Source organism: Peptoniphilus harei, from assembly GCF_016726485.1.
GTDB lineage: Bacteria > Bacillota > Clostridia > Tissierellales > Peptoniphilaceae > Peptoniphilus_A > Peptoniphilus_A harei.
Genome location: NZ_CP068103.1, coordinates 748,983 through 766,934, shown reverse-complemented (window position 1 = coordinate 766,934; position 17,952 = coordinate 748,983). Strand labels below are relative to the sequence as shown.

The following is a 17,952-nucleotide window of genomic DNA, read 5'->3' as shown; positions in this document are numbered from 1 at the left end:
AGAAATGTTTATTAACAAAGGTCAAGTTAAAAAGAGCACTAGGTGAATGCCTAGGCACCAAGAGGCGAAGAAGGACGCGACAAGCTGCGAAAAGCTACGGAAAGGAGCAAATATCTTATGACCCGTAGATCTCCGAATGGGGAAACCCACCTCATAAGAGGTATCCTATAGCCAATCCATAACTATAGGAAGCGAACCAGGTGAACTGAAACATCTAAGTAACCTGAGGAAAAGAAAGAAAACTCGATTCCCTAAGTAGCGGCGAGCGAACGGGGAAGAGCCCGATGTGTATAAAGAGACAATAGCCAGCCAAATAATCTGGGAAGATTAACCAAAGAAGGTAAGAGTCCTGTAGGCGAAAGCGAAGATATCCGACACAAAAGAGTACCACGGAACACGAGAAATTCAGTGGGAATATGGGGGGACCACCCCCTAAGGCTAAATACTACTTGGTGACCGATAGCGAACAAGTACCGTGAGGGAAAGGTGAAAAGAACCCCGTGAGGGGAGTGAAATAGAATCTGAAACCTAGTGTTTACAAGCAGCGAAAGTGGTTTTGCACCACGATCGTGTACTTTTTGTAGAACGGGCCAGCGAGTTACGATTACTAGCGAGGTTAAGCATTAAAGATGCGGAGCCGAAGCGAAAGCGAGTCTAAATAGGGCGGAAGTTAGTGGTTGTAGACCCGAAACCGTGTGATCTATCCATGAGCAGAGTGAAGTTGAAGTAAAATTCAATGGAGGCTCGAACCGGGTAACGTTTAAAAGTTATCGGATGACTTGTGGATAGGGGTGAAAAGCCAAACGAACACGGAGATAGCTGGTTCTCCTCGAAATAGCTTTAGGGCTAGCCTCTAGTAAGACATGAAAAGGGGGTAGAGCACTGATTGGTCAAGGGGCATGCATATGTTACCAAGACCTATCAAACTCCGAATACCATATCATGCACTAGGGAGTCAGACTATGTGGGATGAGCTTCATAGTCGAAAGGGAAAGAGCCCAGACCATCAGCTAAGGTCCCAAAATTATAGTTAAGTGGGAAAGGATGTGGAGTTACTGAGACAACTAGGATGTTGGCTTAGAAGCAGCCACTCATTTAAAGAGTGCGTAATAGCTCACTAGTCAAGTGACTCTGCGCCGAAGATAACCGGGGCTAAACTATATACCGAAGCTATGGAACGTATAACGTTGGTAGAGGAGCAATGTATGAAGGATGAAGCAGAAGTCGTAAGGCACTGTGGACATCATACAAGAGAGAATGCTGGCATGAGTAGCGAGAGGTGAGTGAGAATCTCACCCGTCGAAAACCCAAGGATTCCTGAGCAAGGCTCGTCCACTCAGGGTAAGTCGGGACCTAAGGCGAGGCTGAAAAGCGTAGTCGATGGACAACAGGTGGAAATTCCTGTACCGATACAATCGTTAAAGGAAGTGGGGACGCAGAAGGATAATAAGAGCGCCCAGTTGGTGAGGCGTGCAAGCGCAAAGGATGGAAAGTAGGCAAATCCGCTTTCCGAGAAGTCTGAAGCGTAATGCGGATCGAAAACAAGTAGAGAAGCTTATGACTCCACACTGCCAAGAAAAGCCACTACTAGAGAAGTATCGCCCGTACCGTAAACCGACACAGGTAGGTGAGGAGAGAATCCTAAGACGAGCGGAAAAACCTTTGTTAAGGAACTCGGCAAAATGACCCCGTAACTTCGGGAGAAGGGGAGCCCCTGTAAAAGGGGGCCGCAGTGAAAAGGCCCAAGCGACTGTTTACCAAAAACACAAGTTTCTGCTAAGTCGAAAGACGAAGTATAGGAGCTGACACCTGCCCGGTGCTGGAAGGTTAAGGGAAAAAGTTAGCGTAAGCGAAGCTTAGAACTGAAGCCCCAGTAAACGGCGGCCGTAACTATAACGGTCCTAAGGTAGCGAAATTCCTTGTCGGGTAAGTTCCGACCCGCACGAAAGGTGTAACGATTTGGGCACTGTCTCAACAAAGGATCCGGTGAAATTGTAGTAGCGGTAAAGATGCCGCTTACCCACGACAGGACGGAAAGACCCCGTGGAGCTTTACTGTAGGCTGAGATTGAATTTTGGGATTAAATGTACAGAATAGGTGGGAGACTAAGAACAAGGTACGCCAGTATCTTGGGAGTCACCGTTGGGATACCACTCTTTTAATGCTAGAATTCTAACCTAACCCCATGAATCTGGGGAAGGGACACTCTCAGTTGGACAGTTTGACTGGGGCGGTCGCCTCCGAAAGAGTAACGGAGGCGTTCAAAGGTTCCCTCAGCACGGATGGAAATCGTGCGCAGAGTATAAAGGCAGAAGGGAGCTTAACTGCGAGACCAACAAGTCGAGCAGATGCGAAAGCAGGACTTAGTGATCCGGTGGTACCGAGTGGAAGGGCCATCGCTCAACGGATAAAAGCTACCCCGGGGATAACAGGCTTATCTCCCCCAAGAGTCCACATCGACGGGGAGGTTTGGCACCTCGATGTCGGCTCGTCTCATCCTGGGGCTGAAGTAGGTCCCAAGGGTTGGGCTGTTCGCCCATTAAAGAGGCACGCGAGCTGGGTTCAGAACGTCGCGAGACAGTTCGGTCCCTATCCGTCGTGGGCGTAGGAAATTTGAGAGGAGCTGTCCTTAGTACGAGAGGACCGGGATGGACAAACCTCTGGTGCACCAGTTGTACTGCCAAGTGCATAGCTGGGAAGCTAAGTTTGGAAGGGATAAGAGCTGAAGGCATCTAAGCCCGAAGCCCCCCTCGAGATGAGATTTCCCTCGAAAGATAAGACCCCTTGAAGAAAATGAGGTAGATAGGCTCAAGGTGTAAGTGTAGCAATACATTCAGCTAGCGAGTACTAATAGGTCGAAGACTTGACCAAAGATTTAAGGTAAGATTAGTTTTTAAGTTAATCTGGTGAGAATAGGACAATGGACACACCTGTACCCATACCGAACACAGAAGTTAAGCATTAGTCCGCTGATGGTACTTGGTTGGCAACGACCTGGGAGAGTAAGTTATCGCCAGTTAAAAGGTCTATTGATGTAAGGTTACCTTTGTCAATAGACTTTTTATTTTAAATACTCCTTTTAAAATTAGTAAAATATTTTGCTTTAATTATTCCACAATGAGTAATCTCATTACATATTAAAGATAAGAAGATCTTCCAAGACCTCTTGGGAGATTTTTTTATTGGAGAAATTTATATAGTATGGGAGTCTTTGAAGTAATTATAAATGTTTTGCTTGTTTTAAAAGTTAATGATATTGAATTGTTTTTAGGGTAAACTATAGGTAGGTGATATTATGAAAAGTAAAGTCGCAAAAGTTTTTGCTATTGTAATAATTCTTGCAATAATTTTATTTGCAGCTATTCAAATTTATTTTTCTCCAACTCCAGATTTTAGGAGAAATAATGCTATACATGGAGATAAAGTAAATATAAAGGTGTCCAGTGATGAGAGAAAACCCATTGTAAGGACCTTTGAGAGAGAAAAATTTGAAAATCTTTCTGAAAAAGAAATAGTGAAATTAAGATATACAATTGATGGTAGGATAGAAGGAGACATTCCTTGTATTCATTTAAATGAAGATAATAAATTTTATGTAGAGTTCATAAATAGGGGAAAAGTTTATGAGCCAGAAAGTCCAAAAATTAAAATATTTGCCTCTGCTTCTCATTATGATGACAAGCAAAAGCAAAGAGTCATAGAGGGCGAATTAGATAGGCTTGACGACGGCAGGTATTATTTTGAGACTAAGAGATATAGCACTCAATTTGAAAAATATTTTATGGAATACTTAAGGATTGAAATTTATTATACTATTGGCCATGTGGACTATGTTTCCACCTTTGGGACCTTCCAAGATAACGCCGATGATGGGGCTAACTTCTTTGACAATGAAAAATTAGAAAAGCCAATCCCTCCAGAAGAATAAGACAAAAAGATCGTACCTTCGGGGAAGATTTTATTGTGAATTTTTATTATCAATTGTTAAAGGTGTAATAATAAATTAGGTGATATTATGGTAAAAAAATTTATAAATATTTTTTCTATTATTTTAATTCTTCTTGTGACTTTATTTGTAGGTCTACGCATTTATTATTACCCAAAGCCAGAGCTAAAAAGAAATAATTCTGTCCATGGGGTTAAGGTAAATATAAAGGTGTCTAATGATGAAAGGACACCAATTATTAGGACCTTTGAGAGAGCAAAGTTTGAAAGTTTACCTGAACAAAAAGTTATGAGGGTAAGGGATACAATTGCAGGAGCCATAGAAGGAGACATCCCTTGTATACACTTAAATGAAGATAATAAATTTTATGTAGAGTTCATAGATAGAGGAAAGGTTTATGAGCCAGAAATACCAAAGATAAAAATCTTTGCCGACTCTTATTATAATGATAAAACAAGGGAGACAGTAATAGAGGGCGAATTAGATAGGCTTGACGACGGCAGGTATTTTTATGAGACTAAAAGATATAATACTCAGTTTGAAAAATATTTTATGGAATACTTAAGGATTGAAATTTACTACACATTTGATGGGGTGGACTATGTTTCCACCTTTGGGACCTTCCAAAGTAATGCCGATGATGGTACTAACTTTTTTGATAATGAAAATTTAGAAAAGCCAATCCCACCAGAAGCATAAAAAAGGACAAAAAAATTCCTCAGCAGTTAAGCTGAGGTTTTTTTATCTTAATTTTTAATTTATATAAAAGGGTTTATTAAGTCTTATAAAGTAATTAATTAGATAAAATTCTAAGACAAAATTTACAAGTCAAACAAAACTACTTCATTGGACTCTAAAGATTTTTGTACGTCTATTATCCTTTGATTGGAAGATCCTCGAAACCTAAGATTTAAGTCTTTTAAAGCTTCGACAAATCTTCCATCAACTAGGACGTCGCACTCTTCTAGGAGTTTCTTTTTGTGCTCATCTTTTAAAATTTCTTCATAAGTATAGCCAGAGAAGATCCAAATGTCCTTTTGGACTTCTTTTTTTATGTCACGAAGAACTTTTAAGAGGTCCACTTCATTTTGGAAGGGCTCACCACCTAGGATGGTAAGGCCCTTAACTTCATCTAGCTTTAAATCTTCTATAACTTCGTCTGTTTCCTTTTGGGTCCAAGGATCACCAAAGTCAAAGTCTTGGTATTCTTCATTAAAACAATTGTGGCACTTGTGGGTGCAGCCTGTCACAAAGATTGTGGTCCTTATTCCAGGGCCATTGGCAACATCATACTTTCTTATTTGTGCAAAGTTCATTAGATGTGAAGAACCCTTGCGTTGATTTCCTTAGTACGACCTTCGTTCCAGAAGTTTTCACCAAGGTAACCACAAGTACGTCTTACCACTGTAAGGCTTGACCTGTCTGTGTTGTGGCATTGTGGACATTCCCAGTCGCCATGGTCGTTTAATTTGATTTCACCGTCAAAGCCACATTCTGCACAATAGTCTGACTTTGTGTTGAACTCTGCGTATTGGATGTTGTCGTAAATATATCTAACAATTGTCTCTAGGGCTTCTAGATTGTGGCCCATGTTTGGAATTTCTACATAGGATATGCAGCCGCCAGTTGACTTATCTTGGAATTTTGCTTCGAAGTTAAATTTTTCAAAGGCAGATATTTCTTCACGAACGTCAACGTGGAAGGAATTGATGTAGTAACCCTTGTCAGTTACATTTTCTATGATGCCAAATCTTTCCTTGTCAATGTTGGCAAATCTTTGTGTAAGTGACTCAGCTGGTGTTGCGTAAAGGGTAAACTTAATTCCATATTCTTCAGTCCACTTCTTGACAGCATCGTTAAGGGCGTCCATGATCCTCATGGCAAAGTCATAGCCCTTCTTGTCTGTGTGGCTCACGCCTTTAATAAGCATTGTGGCTTCATAGATTCCAATATAGCCAAGAGAAACTGTTGAGTAGCCATTTTCTAGAAGTGGAGCAATAGGCTCATGCTTGCCAAGTCTTGCAATAGCACCGTGTTGCCAGTGGATTGGTGATGAGTCGCTGTTGACCTTCTTTAGGTGTTCGTAACGCAATAGGCCAACCCTCTTAACTAGGTCTAGTCTTTTTTCAAGGATTTCAAAGAATTTTTCTTCGTTTCCTCCAGCAAGGATTCCTATTTGTGGAAGGTTGATGGAGCAAGCTCCCATGTTAAACCTACCTTCGAACTTGTAGTTGCCCTTTTCATCCTTGTAAGGTGGAAGGAAAGCCCTGCATCCCATTGGAGAAAATACGTTGCCTTCGTAGTTGGCACGCATCTTCTTGGCAGAAATGTAGTCAGGGTACATCCTTTTAGCTGTACATCTAATCGCAAGAGATGTTAAATAATAATATTTTGAGTCCTTGTTGATGTTATTTTCATCAAGAACGTAAATTAGCTTAGGAAAGGCTGGTGTAACATAAACACCTGCATCATTTTTTATCCCTTGGATTCTTTGCTTTAAGATTTCTTCGATTATCATTGCAACTTCATCAACATATTGGTCGTCATCTTCAAGCCACATGAATAAGGTAACGAAAGGTGCTTGACCGTTGGAAGTCATCAAGGTATTTATTTGATATTGGATTGTTTGGATTCCACTTTCAAGGTCCTTCTTAGTCATTTGATTTGCCATTTTCTCTGCAAGTTCAATATCTCCAAGAGTGTCAAGGGCAAGGGAAAGGTTCTTTTCGTAAGACCTTCTTAGGTACTTGCCAAGACAAGAGATATTAATACTTTGGCCACCATATTGGTTTGATGCAATTTGAGCAATGATTTGTGTCATAACATTGCAGGCAACTTGAAAGGACTTTGGAGTTTCAATCATCTTGCCATTAACAACAGTTCCATTGTCAAGCATGTCCTTCATGTTAACTAGGCAGCAGTTGAAAATTGGTTGGATAAAGTAGTCCATGTCGTGGATGTGGATTGCGCCAGATTCGTGTGCTTCTACTAAATCTCCTGGAATCATCTTTCTCTTGGCAATATCCTTTGAAACTTCTCCTGCTATTAAGTCTCTTTGAGTAGAGGCAATAACAGCATTTTTGTTGGAGTTCTCGTCCATTAGGTCTTCGTTTGTTTCGTTTAAGAGACCAAGAATATCATCATCAGTAGTGTTTTGTTCACGCTTAAATTGTTGAACAGACTTGTAAGACTCGTAGGCCCTAGCAGTAGCTGGGTTGTCGTTTTGAATCAAACGGTAATAAACTTCTCCTTCTATATCATAAATAGAAAGAGGAAGGTCTTTTTCTCCTGCCAACTTTTCGATTTCATTTGCAATTTCAAGAGCTTGACCCTCTATGTAGACACCAGAACTCGAGTGCATTGCCTTTTCAATGGCAATTACAATTTTAGCCTTGTCAAAGTCAACTTTTTTTCCGTTTCTCTTGATAACTTGTAACATTTTTTCCATCTCTCCTTTTATATAAATATATGAACGCTCCTTTTTTATTACGGATATAATTATACTACATATAGTGTATGAAAGCCATGAGGAAAACATATATTGTGTAAATAATTATTAAAACTCAAAAAGTCAAGTCTTTTTAAGAAGATTTTGCTGAAAAAATTTTTATCCTTTGATATAATCGACCTAGATTAGGAGGGACCATGTTAAAAATATTTACAGACCTATTAGATCCCTTTTTGTGGGGACTTTTTCCAATAATAAGAAAATTTGAAAGAAAATATAAAAATTTTGATTATGAATTTGTCATGGGAGGACTAATTGGCAACTACGAAGAATTTTTGCCAGAGAACTTTAGGGACAAAAACTCAGTAGATCTTGGCAACAAAATTCTCTTTGATATGTACAGGGCCACAGGAACTATAACTCACATGCCAGGCTTTCCATCATCGCCAGACCTATTCACAGAAGACTACAAGTCTTCTTATCCACTAGACAAGTATTTCATCTCGGTTAAAGAGTTGGATAGGGACCTAGCCAAGGACTACATGAGGAAGTCCTTAGAAGAAGCCATAATTTTTGGGAAAAATATATTTAAATTAGAAGTCCAAAAGGAAATCCTAGATGGCTTTGGTCTGGACTATGATGAATTTTTATTTAATTATGAAAACTCTCACGACTTGTTCCTACAGGATAGGATGGAGGCCTTTGACTACAGGGTAAAGAAGCTACCAGGATTTTTAATTACAAAAAACTCCAGAGTCCTACAAAACATCATGGACTTCTCAAGGGTTGAAGAATTTTTCTTAGAAAACCTAGACCTAGAAGAGAGGGAAGAAGGTCTTAGCGAAGAAGAAAAAATCTTGGACTACATAAGGTCCTATGATTTGGTCTTAAAAGATGAAATTAAAATTGCCTTTGGAGATGAAAATATCTTAGAAGACCTTATAAGAGATGGCAAGGTTGAAATTAAAAAAATTAATTCCTTTGAGATAGTGAAAATAATTTAAAATTTGTAGACAAGGCACTAAATTTGTGCCTTTTTTTCTGCAAAAAATTATTAAATTTGTTATAATATTTGCCGGAGACGGTATTATTCTTATAAACCGTACTTAAATATTTATAATTAAATATTTCTCCAAAATAAATTTTTAAGGAGAGAATGATGAAGGTACTAAGAAATGTACAAGAAGCTTTGGAATTTACTAAAGGAAATTACCAAAAGTCTGTGGGTTTGGTTCCTACTATGGGATTTTTGCACGCAGGTCACAAGTCACTTATGGATGAGGCGAGAAAGAACAACGACGTCGTAATCGTGTCTATTTTTGTAAATCCAACACAATTTGGACCTGGCGAAGACTACGAATCTTACCCAAGAGACGAAGAGAGAGATTTTAAACTCTGTGAAGAGGCTGGAGTTGACGCAGTGTTCACACCAGACCCAGAGGAGTTTTATCAAAACCACAAAACTTACGTAACTATCGAAGATTTAAAGGACAACTTATGTGGCAAGACTCGCCCAATTCACTTTAGGGGAGTTTTAACTGTTTTAACAAAGTTATTTAACATCTTTAGACCTACTAGAGCCTACTTTGGCAGGAAGGATGCCCAACAGTTTTTAATTGTTAAAAAGGCAGTCAAGGACTTAAATTTTGGGATCGAAATTGTTCCTTGCCCAATTAAAAGGGAAGATGACGGACTTGCAATCTCATCAAGAAATGTTTACTTGTCTGATGAAGAGAGAAAGGCCGCACCAGTTCTCAATAGGGCCCTAGAAAAGGGTAAGGCTGCCATGAAAAAGGGAATGAAGGCAGAAGATTTGATTAAAATCATTGAAGACGAAATAAAGACAGAAGACCTTGCTGATATTGAGTATGTTCAAGTTGTTGACACAGAAGAAATAAGGGACATGGATGTCATTGATAGAGACTGCCTTGTTGCCCTTGCTGTTAGGTTTGGCACAACTAGACTTATAGACAACTTTTTCTTCGAGGTTTGAAATGTTTAGAAAAATTTCAACCTATATAGAAAAATATCTGATCTTAATTATCCTACTTCTTTCTGCAACTGCCCTAAGGTACCCAGATGCCTTTAAAGGGATGACAAATTACACATCCCTCTTCTTGGCAGCGGCCATGTTTGGGATGGGAACTAGCATAGAAGTCAAGGACTTTAAAAATCTGTTAAAGGCACCAAAACTTATATTTTTGGGAGCCCTTTGCCAGTACACAATTATGCCCCTCTTGGCACTTTTCTTGTCAGTGATTTTTAAATTGCCAAAGGACATAAGCCTTGGGGTAATCCTTGTTGGAACTTGCCCTGGTGGTACAGCATCTAATGTTTTGAGTCATATTGCTGAAGGAGACTTGGCTTATTCTGTGCTACTTACAGTTGCCTCAACTTTACTTGCCCCAATCTTGACTCCACTTCTTGTCTATATGATGGCAGGATCTTTGGTTGAAGTTTCCTTTATGGCCATGTTTATGTCTATTGTTAAGGTAATTGTACTTCCAGTAGTACTGGGAATTATTGCCAATACACTTTTAAAGGAAAGAATTAAGAAGGTGGATTTTATTTTCCCACTTATTTCTTCTATAGCAATTGCCCTTATCATTGCGGCCATTGTGGGACTTAACGCAGAAAAAATTATGACTTCAGGACTTTTAGTCTTTGGAGTAGTTATTATCCACAATATTTTGGGCCTTGGTCTTGGACTTGGTCTTGGAAAATTAGTGGGACTTGACTACGACAAGCAGTCAGCCCTATCAATTGAAGTTGGCACACAAAACTCTGGTCTTGCAGTAGTTCTTGCAAACACAAACTTTGCAATGAACCCACTTGCAGCCCTACCAGGAGCAATTTTCTCTGTAGTTCAAAACCTAATTGGTTCAATATTTGCCCACTATAGGGAAAGTCAAAGAGAAAAGAAATTAGAAGAAGTCAAGTTAAATATATAAAAATAAAACCAAGGTTTTAGGTAAAACTAAGACCTTGGTTTTTTACTTGCGATTTTTTATTTTTCGTGAACTCTCTTGCAAGTCATGTGCTGGATGTTAAAGGAATAGACTAGGGCGTTTTTAAAACTTCTCTCCATAACTCCATTTATTTCTGACATTGAAGGATAATATCTCGATGCAAGTTCAATTAGTTTTTTGGCGGCTAAGTCTCTGTCCTCTATGATTTCAATTTCTCCAAAGGCCACTAGGCTATTTAGATAGTAGGACCAGCCATTGTCTGAAAGCTCTTGGTCCCCATAAGTAACAAAGCAGGCCTTATTATTCTTCCTGATGCAGTCAAGCTTGTAGCCACTTTTTGCTCCGTGAAAATAAATTTTATTTTCTTCATTGTCATATAAAAAATTTATGGGAATAGAATAGGGGTATCCATCTTCGCCATTTAAAGATAGGACGCCTCTCTTATTTTTCATAAGCAAGCTCTTAGCTTCTTCAAGGGGAAGCTCTTGCTTTATTCTTCTCATTTCTCTAAACATTTTCCACCTCTTTTTATAATTATAGCAAATTTATTGCTCTTATATATTGAGAATTAAAGTCGTGATATAATTAGCCTATGGATAAATTATACAATATTTTTAAAAATATAAGATTTTCTAGTGAAGATGAAATTGAAGAAAAAATTTACGAAGACGATGGGATAAAAGTTATTAGGACAATGTCCCTAGACCAAGTCACAGGCTTTTATGACCAAGATGAACTTGAAATAGTCTTCTTGTTAAAAGGGAAGGCCCAAATAGAATATGAAGATGGAAGGAGACTTGACTTAGGAGAAGGGGACAGCCTAGTAATAAGACCCCACGAGATCCACAGGGTTTCCTGGCAGGAGGAGGCAGTTTGGCTCTGTATTTTTAGGAAGTAGGACTTTATTAGAAGATGGCAAAAATTTATGACTTTATAAAAATTTATGAACTTGGAAATTATTGTTTTAACATAGAGAGATTTTATTTTTCTAATGTTACATTTTAAAATTAAGTCATAAAAAAGCACCTACTCTCGTAGATGCTAAAATTTATTTTTTTCTTTCTTCAATGAGTTTATTATACTCCTCTTCTAGTTTTTTTCTTTCCTCTTTAGGTAACTCCATTGCTAGTCTAGAACTTATGGAAGATATTCTAAAATCAAGTAATAAACTATCTCTATCCTTGCTACTCGTTGTTTTCTCTTTTTTATTTTTGTATTGTGATAAACTACCTTTAAAATTTTTGATTCTTTTATCTTCTATAATCAAAAGTGTATCTGCTAGGTTATTTATAAACTCCTCATCATGACTTACAAATATAAATGGTCTATCATAAGATTTCAATAGATTTTCTAAACTTTCTATTGCTCTTATATCTAAAAAGTTTGTCGGTTCATCAAAAATAAGATAGTTAAAATCAGAAGTTAATATTTTAGCCAACTTTACCTTGGCTTTTTCTCCATCACTTAAAATACTTACAATCTTGTGGACATCATTAGTCTTAAATCCTAATCTCGCAAGAACAATTCTTGTCATTGTTTCATCATATATAGATGTATTTAATACATTTGCTAGGATATCAGCATCTTCTTCTAAAATATCACTCATTTGACTAAAATAACCTATTTTAAGATTTGGATGCACCCATACATTTTCTTGATTTAGAATCATATTTACAAGGGTGGTTTTTCCACTTCCATTTTCTCCTATAAGAGCTGTTTTAGAATTATTTTTTATTTGAAAGTTGGATTTTTCAAATAAAATCTTATTTCCAAACTCTTTATTTAGCTTTTCTCCTCTTATCAAAACTTTAGAGTGGAGTTGTTTATTATCTGGAATGGATAGTTGTATTTCTGTTTCTTCTTTAGGTTTTTCTTTTACTTCTAGTTGATCTATTCTGGATTCTACAGATTTTACTTGTTTATCTAGTTTTTTCTTGTTTTCTTGACCGCCCATCTTATGGAGCCTTGCTTCTGAGTTTCCCATCCTTTTAGGCGTGGTTCTTACTTTTGATGATTGTTCTTTTATATTGCTAGCTAAATTTTCAAGTCTTCTTTTTTCTTTTATAAAATTTGAATACTCTTTTTCTTTAAACTTAAGTCTTTTCTCTCTTTCTTCAAGATAGAATTTGTAGTCCCCATTATATTCTTCAATTCTTCCGTTCTTTAATTCTAAAATCTTTTTACAAGTTTTATTTATGAAATCACGATCATGCGAAATTAGAAGATATCCAACTTTTCTTGAATTTAGCTTTCCTATGAGTTCTTCCTTTTGCTTTAAGTCTAAGTGAGATGTAGGCTCGTCGATTAATAGAAATTTAAAACTATCTGATAATAGGTCTGTTAGCTTTAATCTTTGCTCTTCGCCTGGACTATAGTTGTCATTAGCCCTTAACTGTGATTTAGAGTAGGTTTCATCAGAAAAGTACTTGGCTTTACTGTCATAATTTAATAAATAACCCAGTTCTCTATCCACTCTTACTTGACCAGTATAGTCTTTATCTAAGCCTAATATTATTCTTAAAAAAGTAGTTTTACCCTTACCATTTTCTCCTATTAAGGCTATCTTTTCATTTTTATTTATTGATAAACTATCAATTTCAAATAGCTTTCTATCTGGTAAAGTTTTTATTAAGTCTTGTATATATATCATAAATCCTCCTATGTTTTTGTGAGAGGATTTCTTTTCCTCTCTTAGTTATTTAGAAAATTATTTGTGTTAATCATTTATCTGTACCTCCTAATACTATTCCATAATAGATACCCAATTCAGAATACTATAAGCCCTTTGCCATAAGAAACCGATTCACTTGTATAATTACTACATCTTATATCCCTATCAAGAGCCAGAATTGTAGTAATAACTCCCTCTATCTTTTAGATCTTCATTTTATAATATTTTTTCAAAACTATATAAGAAGATTTAAAGATATAATTATGTTTTAAAAAACTTATCAAAACATCTTAACTTAAGTAATGAATACACAAAAATAGGGAAGAGTTAAGACTCTTCCCTTAATTTTTATCTTTATAAGTTTATTTATTTCTCAAAAATTCGTCGATTGACTTCGCGGCATTTTTACCAGCACCCATGGCGAGGATTACTGTTGCAGAACCTGTAACTGCATCTCCACCAGCAAAGATTTCTTGGCGAGATGTTTGGGACTCTTCATTTACAATGATGCCGCCCCAATTTTCTATGTCAAGATTTTTTGTAGTTGAAGAAATTAGTGGGTTTGGATTTGTTCCTAGAGCCATGATAACTGTTTGGAAGTTCTCTTCATAGTCACTTCCTTCAATGGCAACTGGCCTTCTCCTGCCAGATGCATCTGGTTCTCCAAGTTCGTTTCTCACGCACTTCATTCCCTTAACCCAGCCCTCGTCATCTCCAAGGATTTCAACAGGTGCAGTTAGCATTTCAAACTTAATGCCCTCTTCCTTGGCGTGGTGGACTTCTTCAGTCCTTGCAGGTAATTCCTTTTCTGTACGTCTGTAGACAATAGAAACGTCGGCCCCAAGTCTCTTTGCAACTCTTGCAGCATCCATGGCAACATTGCCGCCGCCAATAACTGCAACTTTTTCTCCAACGTTAACTGGAGTGTCGTACTCTTCGTCAAAGGACCTCATGAGGTTATTTCTTGTCAAGAATTCGTTGGCTGAATAAACACCATTTAGGTTTTCGCCAGGAATATTCATAAACTTAGGTAGGCCGGCACCTGATCCAATAAAGACTGCTTCGAAGCCTTCCTTGATGAGGTCGTCTATAGTTTCAGTCCTTCCTATTACAAAGTTGTTTTCAAACTTAACTCCAAGCTTTTTGATGTTTTCAACTTCGTATTCAACAACTTCGTCTGGAAGCCTAAATTCTGGAATACCGTATATTAAAACTCCACCAGATTGTTGGAGGGCTTCAAAAACCGTCACGTTGTAGCCCATTTTCGCAAGTTCACCTGCACAAGTAAGGCCTGCTGGACCTGCTCCAACTATTGCAACCTTCTTGTCAATCTTTCTGATGTCGGCACTTTCTTGGATTTGGTGACGTCTTGCATAGTCAGCTGCAAATCTTTCAAGCTTACCAATAGAAACTGCGTCGCCCCTATTTAAGAGGACACATCTTTCTTCACACTGAGATTCTTGTGGACAAACCCTGCCGCAAACTGCAGGAAGAGAGGTGTAAAGGGAAAGAACCTTGTAGGCTTGCTCAAAGTTGCCACTTGCAATTTCCTTTATAAAGCCAGGTATGTCAATGGAAACTGGGCAGCCTTCAACACAGCCAGGTTTCTTACAGTTTAGACATCTGGAAGCTTCTGTTGCTGCTTCTTCGGCAGTGTAGCCAAGGCAAACTTCCTTGAAGTTTTTGTTTCTTTCATCAGGTGCTTGTTCAGCAATTGGAACCTTTTTAAACCTGTCTTCAGCTTTCTTTATTTCAAAGTCTTGATTGTCCTTTAAAGAAGTCTCGGCCTTGTGGTCAGATACTGCAAGGTCCATTGTGCAGTGGTGGTCAGCAATTGTTTGAGTCTTCTTGTTGTCAATGTATTGTCTTTGTCTTTTCATGGCAGAATCGAAGTCAACTAGGTGACCGTCAAATTCTGGGCCATCGACGCAGGCAAACTTAGTTTTTCCATCAATGGAAACACGACAAGCACCACACATGCCAGTTCCATCAACCATAATTGGGTTTAGGGAAACTGTTGTTGGAAGGTCGTACTTCTTAGTAGTTAAGCAGACAAACTTCATCATTATCATAGGCCCAATGGAAACCACTTGGTCGTAGTGTTTCTTTTCATTTTCCACAAGGTCCACAATTTTGTCAGTAACAAGACCCTTGAAGCCATAGGATCCGTCATCAGTTGCTATGTATAAGTTGTCGCAAACGGATTTTAATTCATCTTCAAGGATTACAAATTCTTTGGACTTTGCTCCAATGATTATGTCGCAGTGAAGGCCCTTGTCCTTAAAAAATTTGGCTTGAGGATAAACTGGTGCAGTACCAACTCCACCTGCTACGAATAAGTATCTCTTGTCCTTTAGGTCTTCTAGGTCCATGTCATAAAAATCTGATGCGTGGCCAAGAGGTCCAACAAAGTCTTTGAAGCTTTCTCCTTCTTCATAGGCTGCAATCTTCTTTGTAGATTCACCAGAAGCTTGGACAACTATTTGGACAGACCCTCTATCTACGTCGTAATCAGAAATAGTTAGGGGAATTCTCTCAGAATACTTGTCAGCAATTAAAATAACAAATTGGCCTGGTTTTGCAGATGCTGCAATCTTTGGCGCATATATGTCAAATAAAAATATATTTGGCGCAAGTTCTTCTTTTCTTAAAATTTTTGGCAAAATAATCACACTCCAAGATTATTATAGCATAAGGGCAATTGTTCTTGATGGGAAATTTAATATAGTAAGATTATTTATTTAAGATTATAAGGAGACCACAAATGTGAAAAAATATTTACTAATGTGTAAATTTCAAGTATATTATAAATAAGGTGGTTGAAATGAGAAAATTTTCAAGAGAAATAAAGAAAGTCGTGATAAAGGTTGGGTCTTCATCCATAACCCACGACAATGGAAAAATAAATTTACAAAAAATCGACGAGCTCTGCTTTGAAATTGCAAACCTAAAGAACCAAGGCTATGATGTTGTCCTTGTTTCTTCAGGTGCCATTGCAGCAGGGCGTGCAAAATTAAATCTAGTGGAAAGGCCAAAGGAAACTTCTGACAAGCAGGCTGCTGCAGCAGTAGGTCAAGTTGCCTTGACAAATATTTACGACAGGTCTCTTGTATCCTATGGCTACAATTCTGCCCAAGTCCTACTCACAAGGACTATTGAAGTTGACGAGGAGATGAGGGTCAATGCAGAGAATACCTTTGAGAAACTCTTGGGCATGAATGTAATCCCAATAATAAATGAGAACGACACAATTTCTACTTATGAAATTAAGTTCGGGGACAACGACACCCTCTCGGCAGTTATTGCCAGGATGATTGATGCAGACTTACTTATTATGCTAACAGACATAGAGGGACTTTATACTGACGACCCGAGAAAAAATCCTGAAGCAAAAATTATCCATGAGGTTGCAAACATAAAAGACGTGGAAGGCATGGCCAAGGAAACTAATTCTAATGTTGGAACAGGTGGCATGTACACCAAGATTAAGGCGGCCAAGCTTGCCATAGAAAAGGACATAGAAGTTGTAATTGGATCTGGAGAAAACATGAAGATCATTAGGGATATAATAAAAGGAGAAGAAATTGGAACATATTTTAAGTGTTAAAGAACTGGGAAAGATTGCAAAGGAAGCATCCTACAAGTTAAAAAAATTAAAAACTAAGGAAAAAAATGCCATGCTTCTCGAAATCAAGAAGGCTCTTTTATCTGAAAAGGAAAATATTTTAAGGGCTAACGAAGAAGACATCAAGAAGGGTAGAGAAAATAAGATGCCTGAAGGCCTAATCGACAGACTTCTTTTAACTGATGAGAGAATCGAAGGCATGGCCAAGTCCATTGACGAAGTTATTGACTTTAAGGACCCAGTGGGCAAGGTCCTATCAATGGAAGAAAACTATGCAGGCCTTTTAATTGGTAAGAAGACTGTCCCAATGGGAGTTATTGCCATAATTTATGAATCAAGACCAAATGTAACTCTTGATGCAGCTATTCTTTCTCTCAAGGCTTCAAGTGCCATTATCCTTCGTGGGGGCAAGGAGTCCATCAAGTCCAACATAGCCATAGCTGATGCCATTAGACTTGGGATAAAAAATGCTGGCTACGATGAGAACTTTGTTCAAATTGTAAAGGACACGTCAAGAGAATCCTCAAAGGAATTGATGCAACTAAAGGGTTATGTTGATCTCCTACTTCCAAGAGGATCATCATCTCTTATTAACTCAGTAGTTGAAAATGCCAAGGTACCTGTGATTGAAACAGGAGTGGGCAACTGCCACATCTATGTTGACGATATGTGCGATATTGAAAATGCTGTCAAGATTATTGAAAATGCAAAGACTCAAAGAATTGGAGTTTGCAATGCAGTGGAATCTCTTGTCTTAAATAAAAATCTGCCAGATGAGTTTTTTGATTTATTTAACCAAGTTGTTGAAAAGTATGACATCAAGGTTCATGCAGATGAAGCCGCTCTTCCTAAGATTAAAAATGCTGTAAAGGCAGAAGAAGATGACTACGGCAGAGAATATTTGGATTACGAAGTTTCTGTTAAGACAGTTGATGATGTAGATGTTGCTATTGACCACATCACAAGATATTCAACAGGCCATTCAGAATCTATTTTGACAGAATCTTATGAAAGGGCCATGAAGTTCTTAGAAGAAGTTGACTCAGCCTGTGTCTATGTAAATGCCTCAACAAGATTTACTGATGGAGGAGAATTTGGCAAGGGAGCAGAACTTGGGATTTCAACACAAAAACTCCACGCAAGAGGACCAGTTGGTCTTGACGAACTTGTGAGTTATAAGTATATAATTTTTGGTCATGGAGAATACAGGAAGTAAGGATTTTTAGGATCTTGTAGTAGATTTTTTAAATTAATAATTTTATCTGTTTGTTGTAAGATCAAATTTTTTAAAAA

The 17,952-nt window shown here is 37.9% G+C and carries 13 protein-coding genes and 2 rRNA genes; 10 read left to right on the top strand and 5 right to left on the bottom strand.

Translation table 11 applies throughout. The features are described from left to right. The first annotated feature begins 19 nt into the window (after nucleotides 1–19). The 4 genes from I6I93_RS03550 (at nucleotide 20) to I6I93_RS03535 (ending at nucleotide 4,645) form a co-directional block, all read left to right on the top strand. A 23S ribosomal RNA gene (locus I6I93_RS03550) occupies nucleotides 20–2,871 on the top strand. Nucleotides 2,872–2,902: 31 nt separating this feature from the next. Next, nucleotides 2,903–3,019, top strand: a 5S ribosomal RNA gene (gene rrf / locus I6I93_RS03545). A gap of 276 nt (nucleotides 3,020–3,295) precedes the next feature. Beyond that, complete coding sequence (locus I6I93_RS03540; protein ID WP_112889470.1) at nucleotides 3,296–3,928, top strand: hypothetical protein; 633 nt, start codon at nucleotides 3,296–3,298, stop codon at nucleotides 3,926–3,928. Nucleotides 3,929–4,015: 87 nt separating this feature from the next. After that, the gene (locus tag I6I93_RS03535; protein ID WP_112889469.1) at nucleotides 4,016–4,645 is read left to right on the top strand and encodes a hypothetical protein; all 630 of its coding nucleotides are present in this window, start codon (nucleotides 4,016–4,018) and stop codon (nucleotides 4,643–4,645) included. A 122-nt stretch (nucleotides 4,646–4,767) separates the two neighbouring features. On the opposite strand, the gene nrdG is transcribed toward I6I93_RS03535, so the two are convergent. Together nrdG and nrdD are read right to left on the bottom strand one after the other, a co-directional pair. Next, the gene (nrdG, locus tag I6I93_RS03530) at nucleotides 4,768–5,262 is read right to left on the bottom strand and encodes an anaerobic ribonucleoside-triphosphate reductase activating protein (protein ID WP_112889468.1); all 495 of its coding nucleotides are present in this window, start codon (nucleotides 5,260–5,262) and stop codon (nucleotides 4,768–4,770) included. Beyond that, nucleotides 5,262–7,385, bottom strand: a complete 2,124-nt coding sequence (nrdD, locus tag I6I93_RS03525) for an anaerobic ribonucleoside-triphosphate reductase (RefSeq protein ID WP_112889467.1) — start codon at nucleotides 7,383–7,385, stop codon at nucleotides 5,262–5,264. Before nrdD ends, nrdG begins: the two co-directional genes overlap by 1 nt. 206 nt (nucleotides 7,386–7,591) lie before the next feature. Between nrdD and I6I93_RS03520 the strand changes: the two genes are divergently transcribed. The 3 genes from I6I93_RS03520 (at nucleotide 7,592) to I6I93_RS03510 (ending at nucleotide 10,345) form a co-directional block, all read left to right on the top strand. Next, nucleotides 7,592–8,398: a thioredoxin domain-containing protein gene (locus I6I93_RS03520; protein ID WP_112889466.1), complete on the top strand. Its 807-nt coding sequence runs from the start codon at nucleotides 7,592–7,594 to the stop codon at nucleotides 8,396–8,398. A gap of 155 nt (nucleotides 8,399–8,553) precedes the next feature. Continuing rightward, on the top strand, nucleotides 8,554–9,387 hold the full coding sequence (panC, locus tag I6I93_RS03515; protein ID WP_112889465.1) for a pantoate--beta-alanine ligase: 834 nt from the start codon (nucleotides 8,554–8,556) through the stop codon (nucleotides 9,385–9,387). 1 nt (nucleotide 9,388) lies between these two features. After that, nucleotides 9,389–10,345, top strand: a complete 957-nt coding sequence (locus tag I6I93_RS03510; RefSeq protein WP_112889464.1) for a bile acid:sodium symporter family protein — start codon at nucleotides 9,389–9,391, stop codon at nucleotides 10,343–10,345. Between the two features lie 56 nt (nucleotides 10,346–10,401). Here I6I93_RS03510 and I6I93_RS03505 read toward each other — a convergent pair whose 3' ends face one another. Further along, complete coding sequence (locus I6I93_RS03505) at nucleotides 10,402–10,878, bottom strand: pyridoxamine 5'-phosphate oxidase family protein (RefSeq protein WP_112889463.1); 477 nt, start codon at nucleotides 10,876–10,878, stop codon at nucleotides 10,402–10,404. Nucleotides 10,879–10,955: 77 nt separating this feature from the next. On the opposite strand from I6I93_RS03505, the gene I6I93_RS03500 reads away from it, so the two are divergent. Beyond that, on the top strand, nucleotides 10,956–11,261 hold the full coding sequence (locus I6I93_RS03500; RefSeq protein WP_112889462.1) for a cupin domain-containing protein: 306 nt from the start codon (nucleotides 10,956–10,958) through the stop codon (nucleotides 11,259–11,261). 150 nt (nucleotides 11,262–11,411) lie between these two features. Here I6I93_RS03500 and abc-f read toward each other — a convergent pair whose 3' ends face one another. After that, a complete protein-coding gene (gene abc-f / locus I6I93_RS03495) occupies nucleotides 11,412–13,013 on the bottom strand; it encodes a ribosomal protection-like ABC-F family protein (protein WP_112889461.1) in 1,602 nt (533 codons plus the stop codon). 383 nt (nucleotides 13,014–13,396) lie between these two features. After that, on the bottom strand, nucleotides 13,397–15,697 hold the full coding sequence (locus tag I6I93_RS03490) for a bifunctional dihydroorotate dehydrogenase B NAD binding subunit/NADPH-dependent glutamate synthase (protein ID WP_112889460.1): 2,301 nt from the start codon (nucleotides 15,695–15,697) through the stop codon (nucleotides 13,397–13,399). A 161-nt stretch (nucleotides 15,698–15,858) separates the two neighbouring features. Between I6I93_RS03490 and proB the strand changes: the two genes are divergently transcribed. Continuing rightward, the gene (gene proB / locus I6I93_RS03485; protein WP_112889459.1) at nucleotides 15,859–16,641 is read left to right on the top strand and encodes a glutamate 5-kinase; all 783 of its coding nucleotides are present in this window, start codon (nucleotides 15,859–15,861) and stop codon (nucleotides 16,639–16,641) included. Further along, nucleotides 16,619–17,875 carry a glutamate-5-semialdehyde dehydrogenase gene (locus I6I93_RS03480; protein ID WP_112889458.1) on the top strand — a complete coding sequence of 419 codons (1,257 nt, stop codon included), beginning with the start codon at nucleotides 16,619–16,621 and terminating at the stop codon, nucleotides 17,873–17,875. The genes proB and I6I93_RS03480 overlap by 23 nt, the downstream gene beginning before the upstream one ends. The last annotated feature ends 77 nt before the right edge of the window (nucleotides 17,876–17,952 follow it).

Excerpts from the sequence above, each read along its gene's own strand:
- I6I93_RS03540 (WP_112889470.1), top strand. The coding sequence starts at position 3,296 with ATGAAAAGTAAAGTCGCAAAAGTTTTTGCTATTGTAATAATTCTTGCA.
- I6I93_RS03535 (WP_112889469.1), top strand. The coding sequence starts at position 4,016 with ATGGTAAAAAAATTTATAAATATTTTTTCTATTATTTTAATTCTTCTT.
- nrdG (WP_112889468.1), bottom strand. The coding sequence starts at position 5,262 with ATGAACTTTGCACAAATAAGAAAGTATGATGTTGCCAATGGCCCTGGA.
- nrdD (WP_112889467.1), bottom strand. The coding sequence starts at position 7,385 with ATGTTACAAGTTATCAAGAGAAACGGAAAAAAAGTTGACTTTGACAAG.
- I6I93_RS03520 (WP_112889466.1), top strand. The coding sequence starts at position 7,592 with ATGTTAAAAATATTTACAGACCTATTAGATCCCTTTTTGTGGGGACTT.
- panC (WP_112889465.1), top strand. The coding sequence starts at position 8,554 with ATGAAGGTACTAAGAAATGTACAAGAAGCTTTGGAATTTACTAAAGGA.
- I6I93_RS03510 (WP_112889464.1), top strand. The coding sequence starts at position 9,389 with ATGTTTAGAAAAATTTCAACCTATATAGAAAAATATCTGATCTTAATT.
- I6I93_RS03505 (WP_112889463.1), bottom strand. The coding sequence starts at position 10,878 with ATGTTTAGAGAAATGAGAAGAATAAAGCAAGAGCTTCCCCTTGAAGAA.
- I6I93_RS03500 (WP_112889462.1), top strand. The coding sequence starts at position 10,956 with ATGGATAAATTATACAATATTTTTAAAAATATAAGATTTTCTAGTGAA.
- abc-f (WP_112889461.1), bottom strand. The coding sequence starts at position 13,013 with ATGATATATATACAAGACTTAATAAAAACTTTACCAGATAGAAAGCTA.
- proB (WP_112889459.1), top strand. The coding sequence starts at position 15,859 with ATGAGAAAATTTTCAAGAGAAATAAAGAAAGTCGTGATAAAGGTTGGG.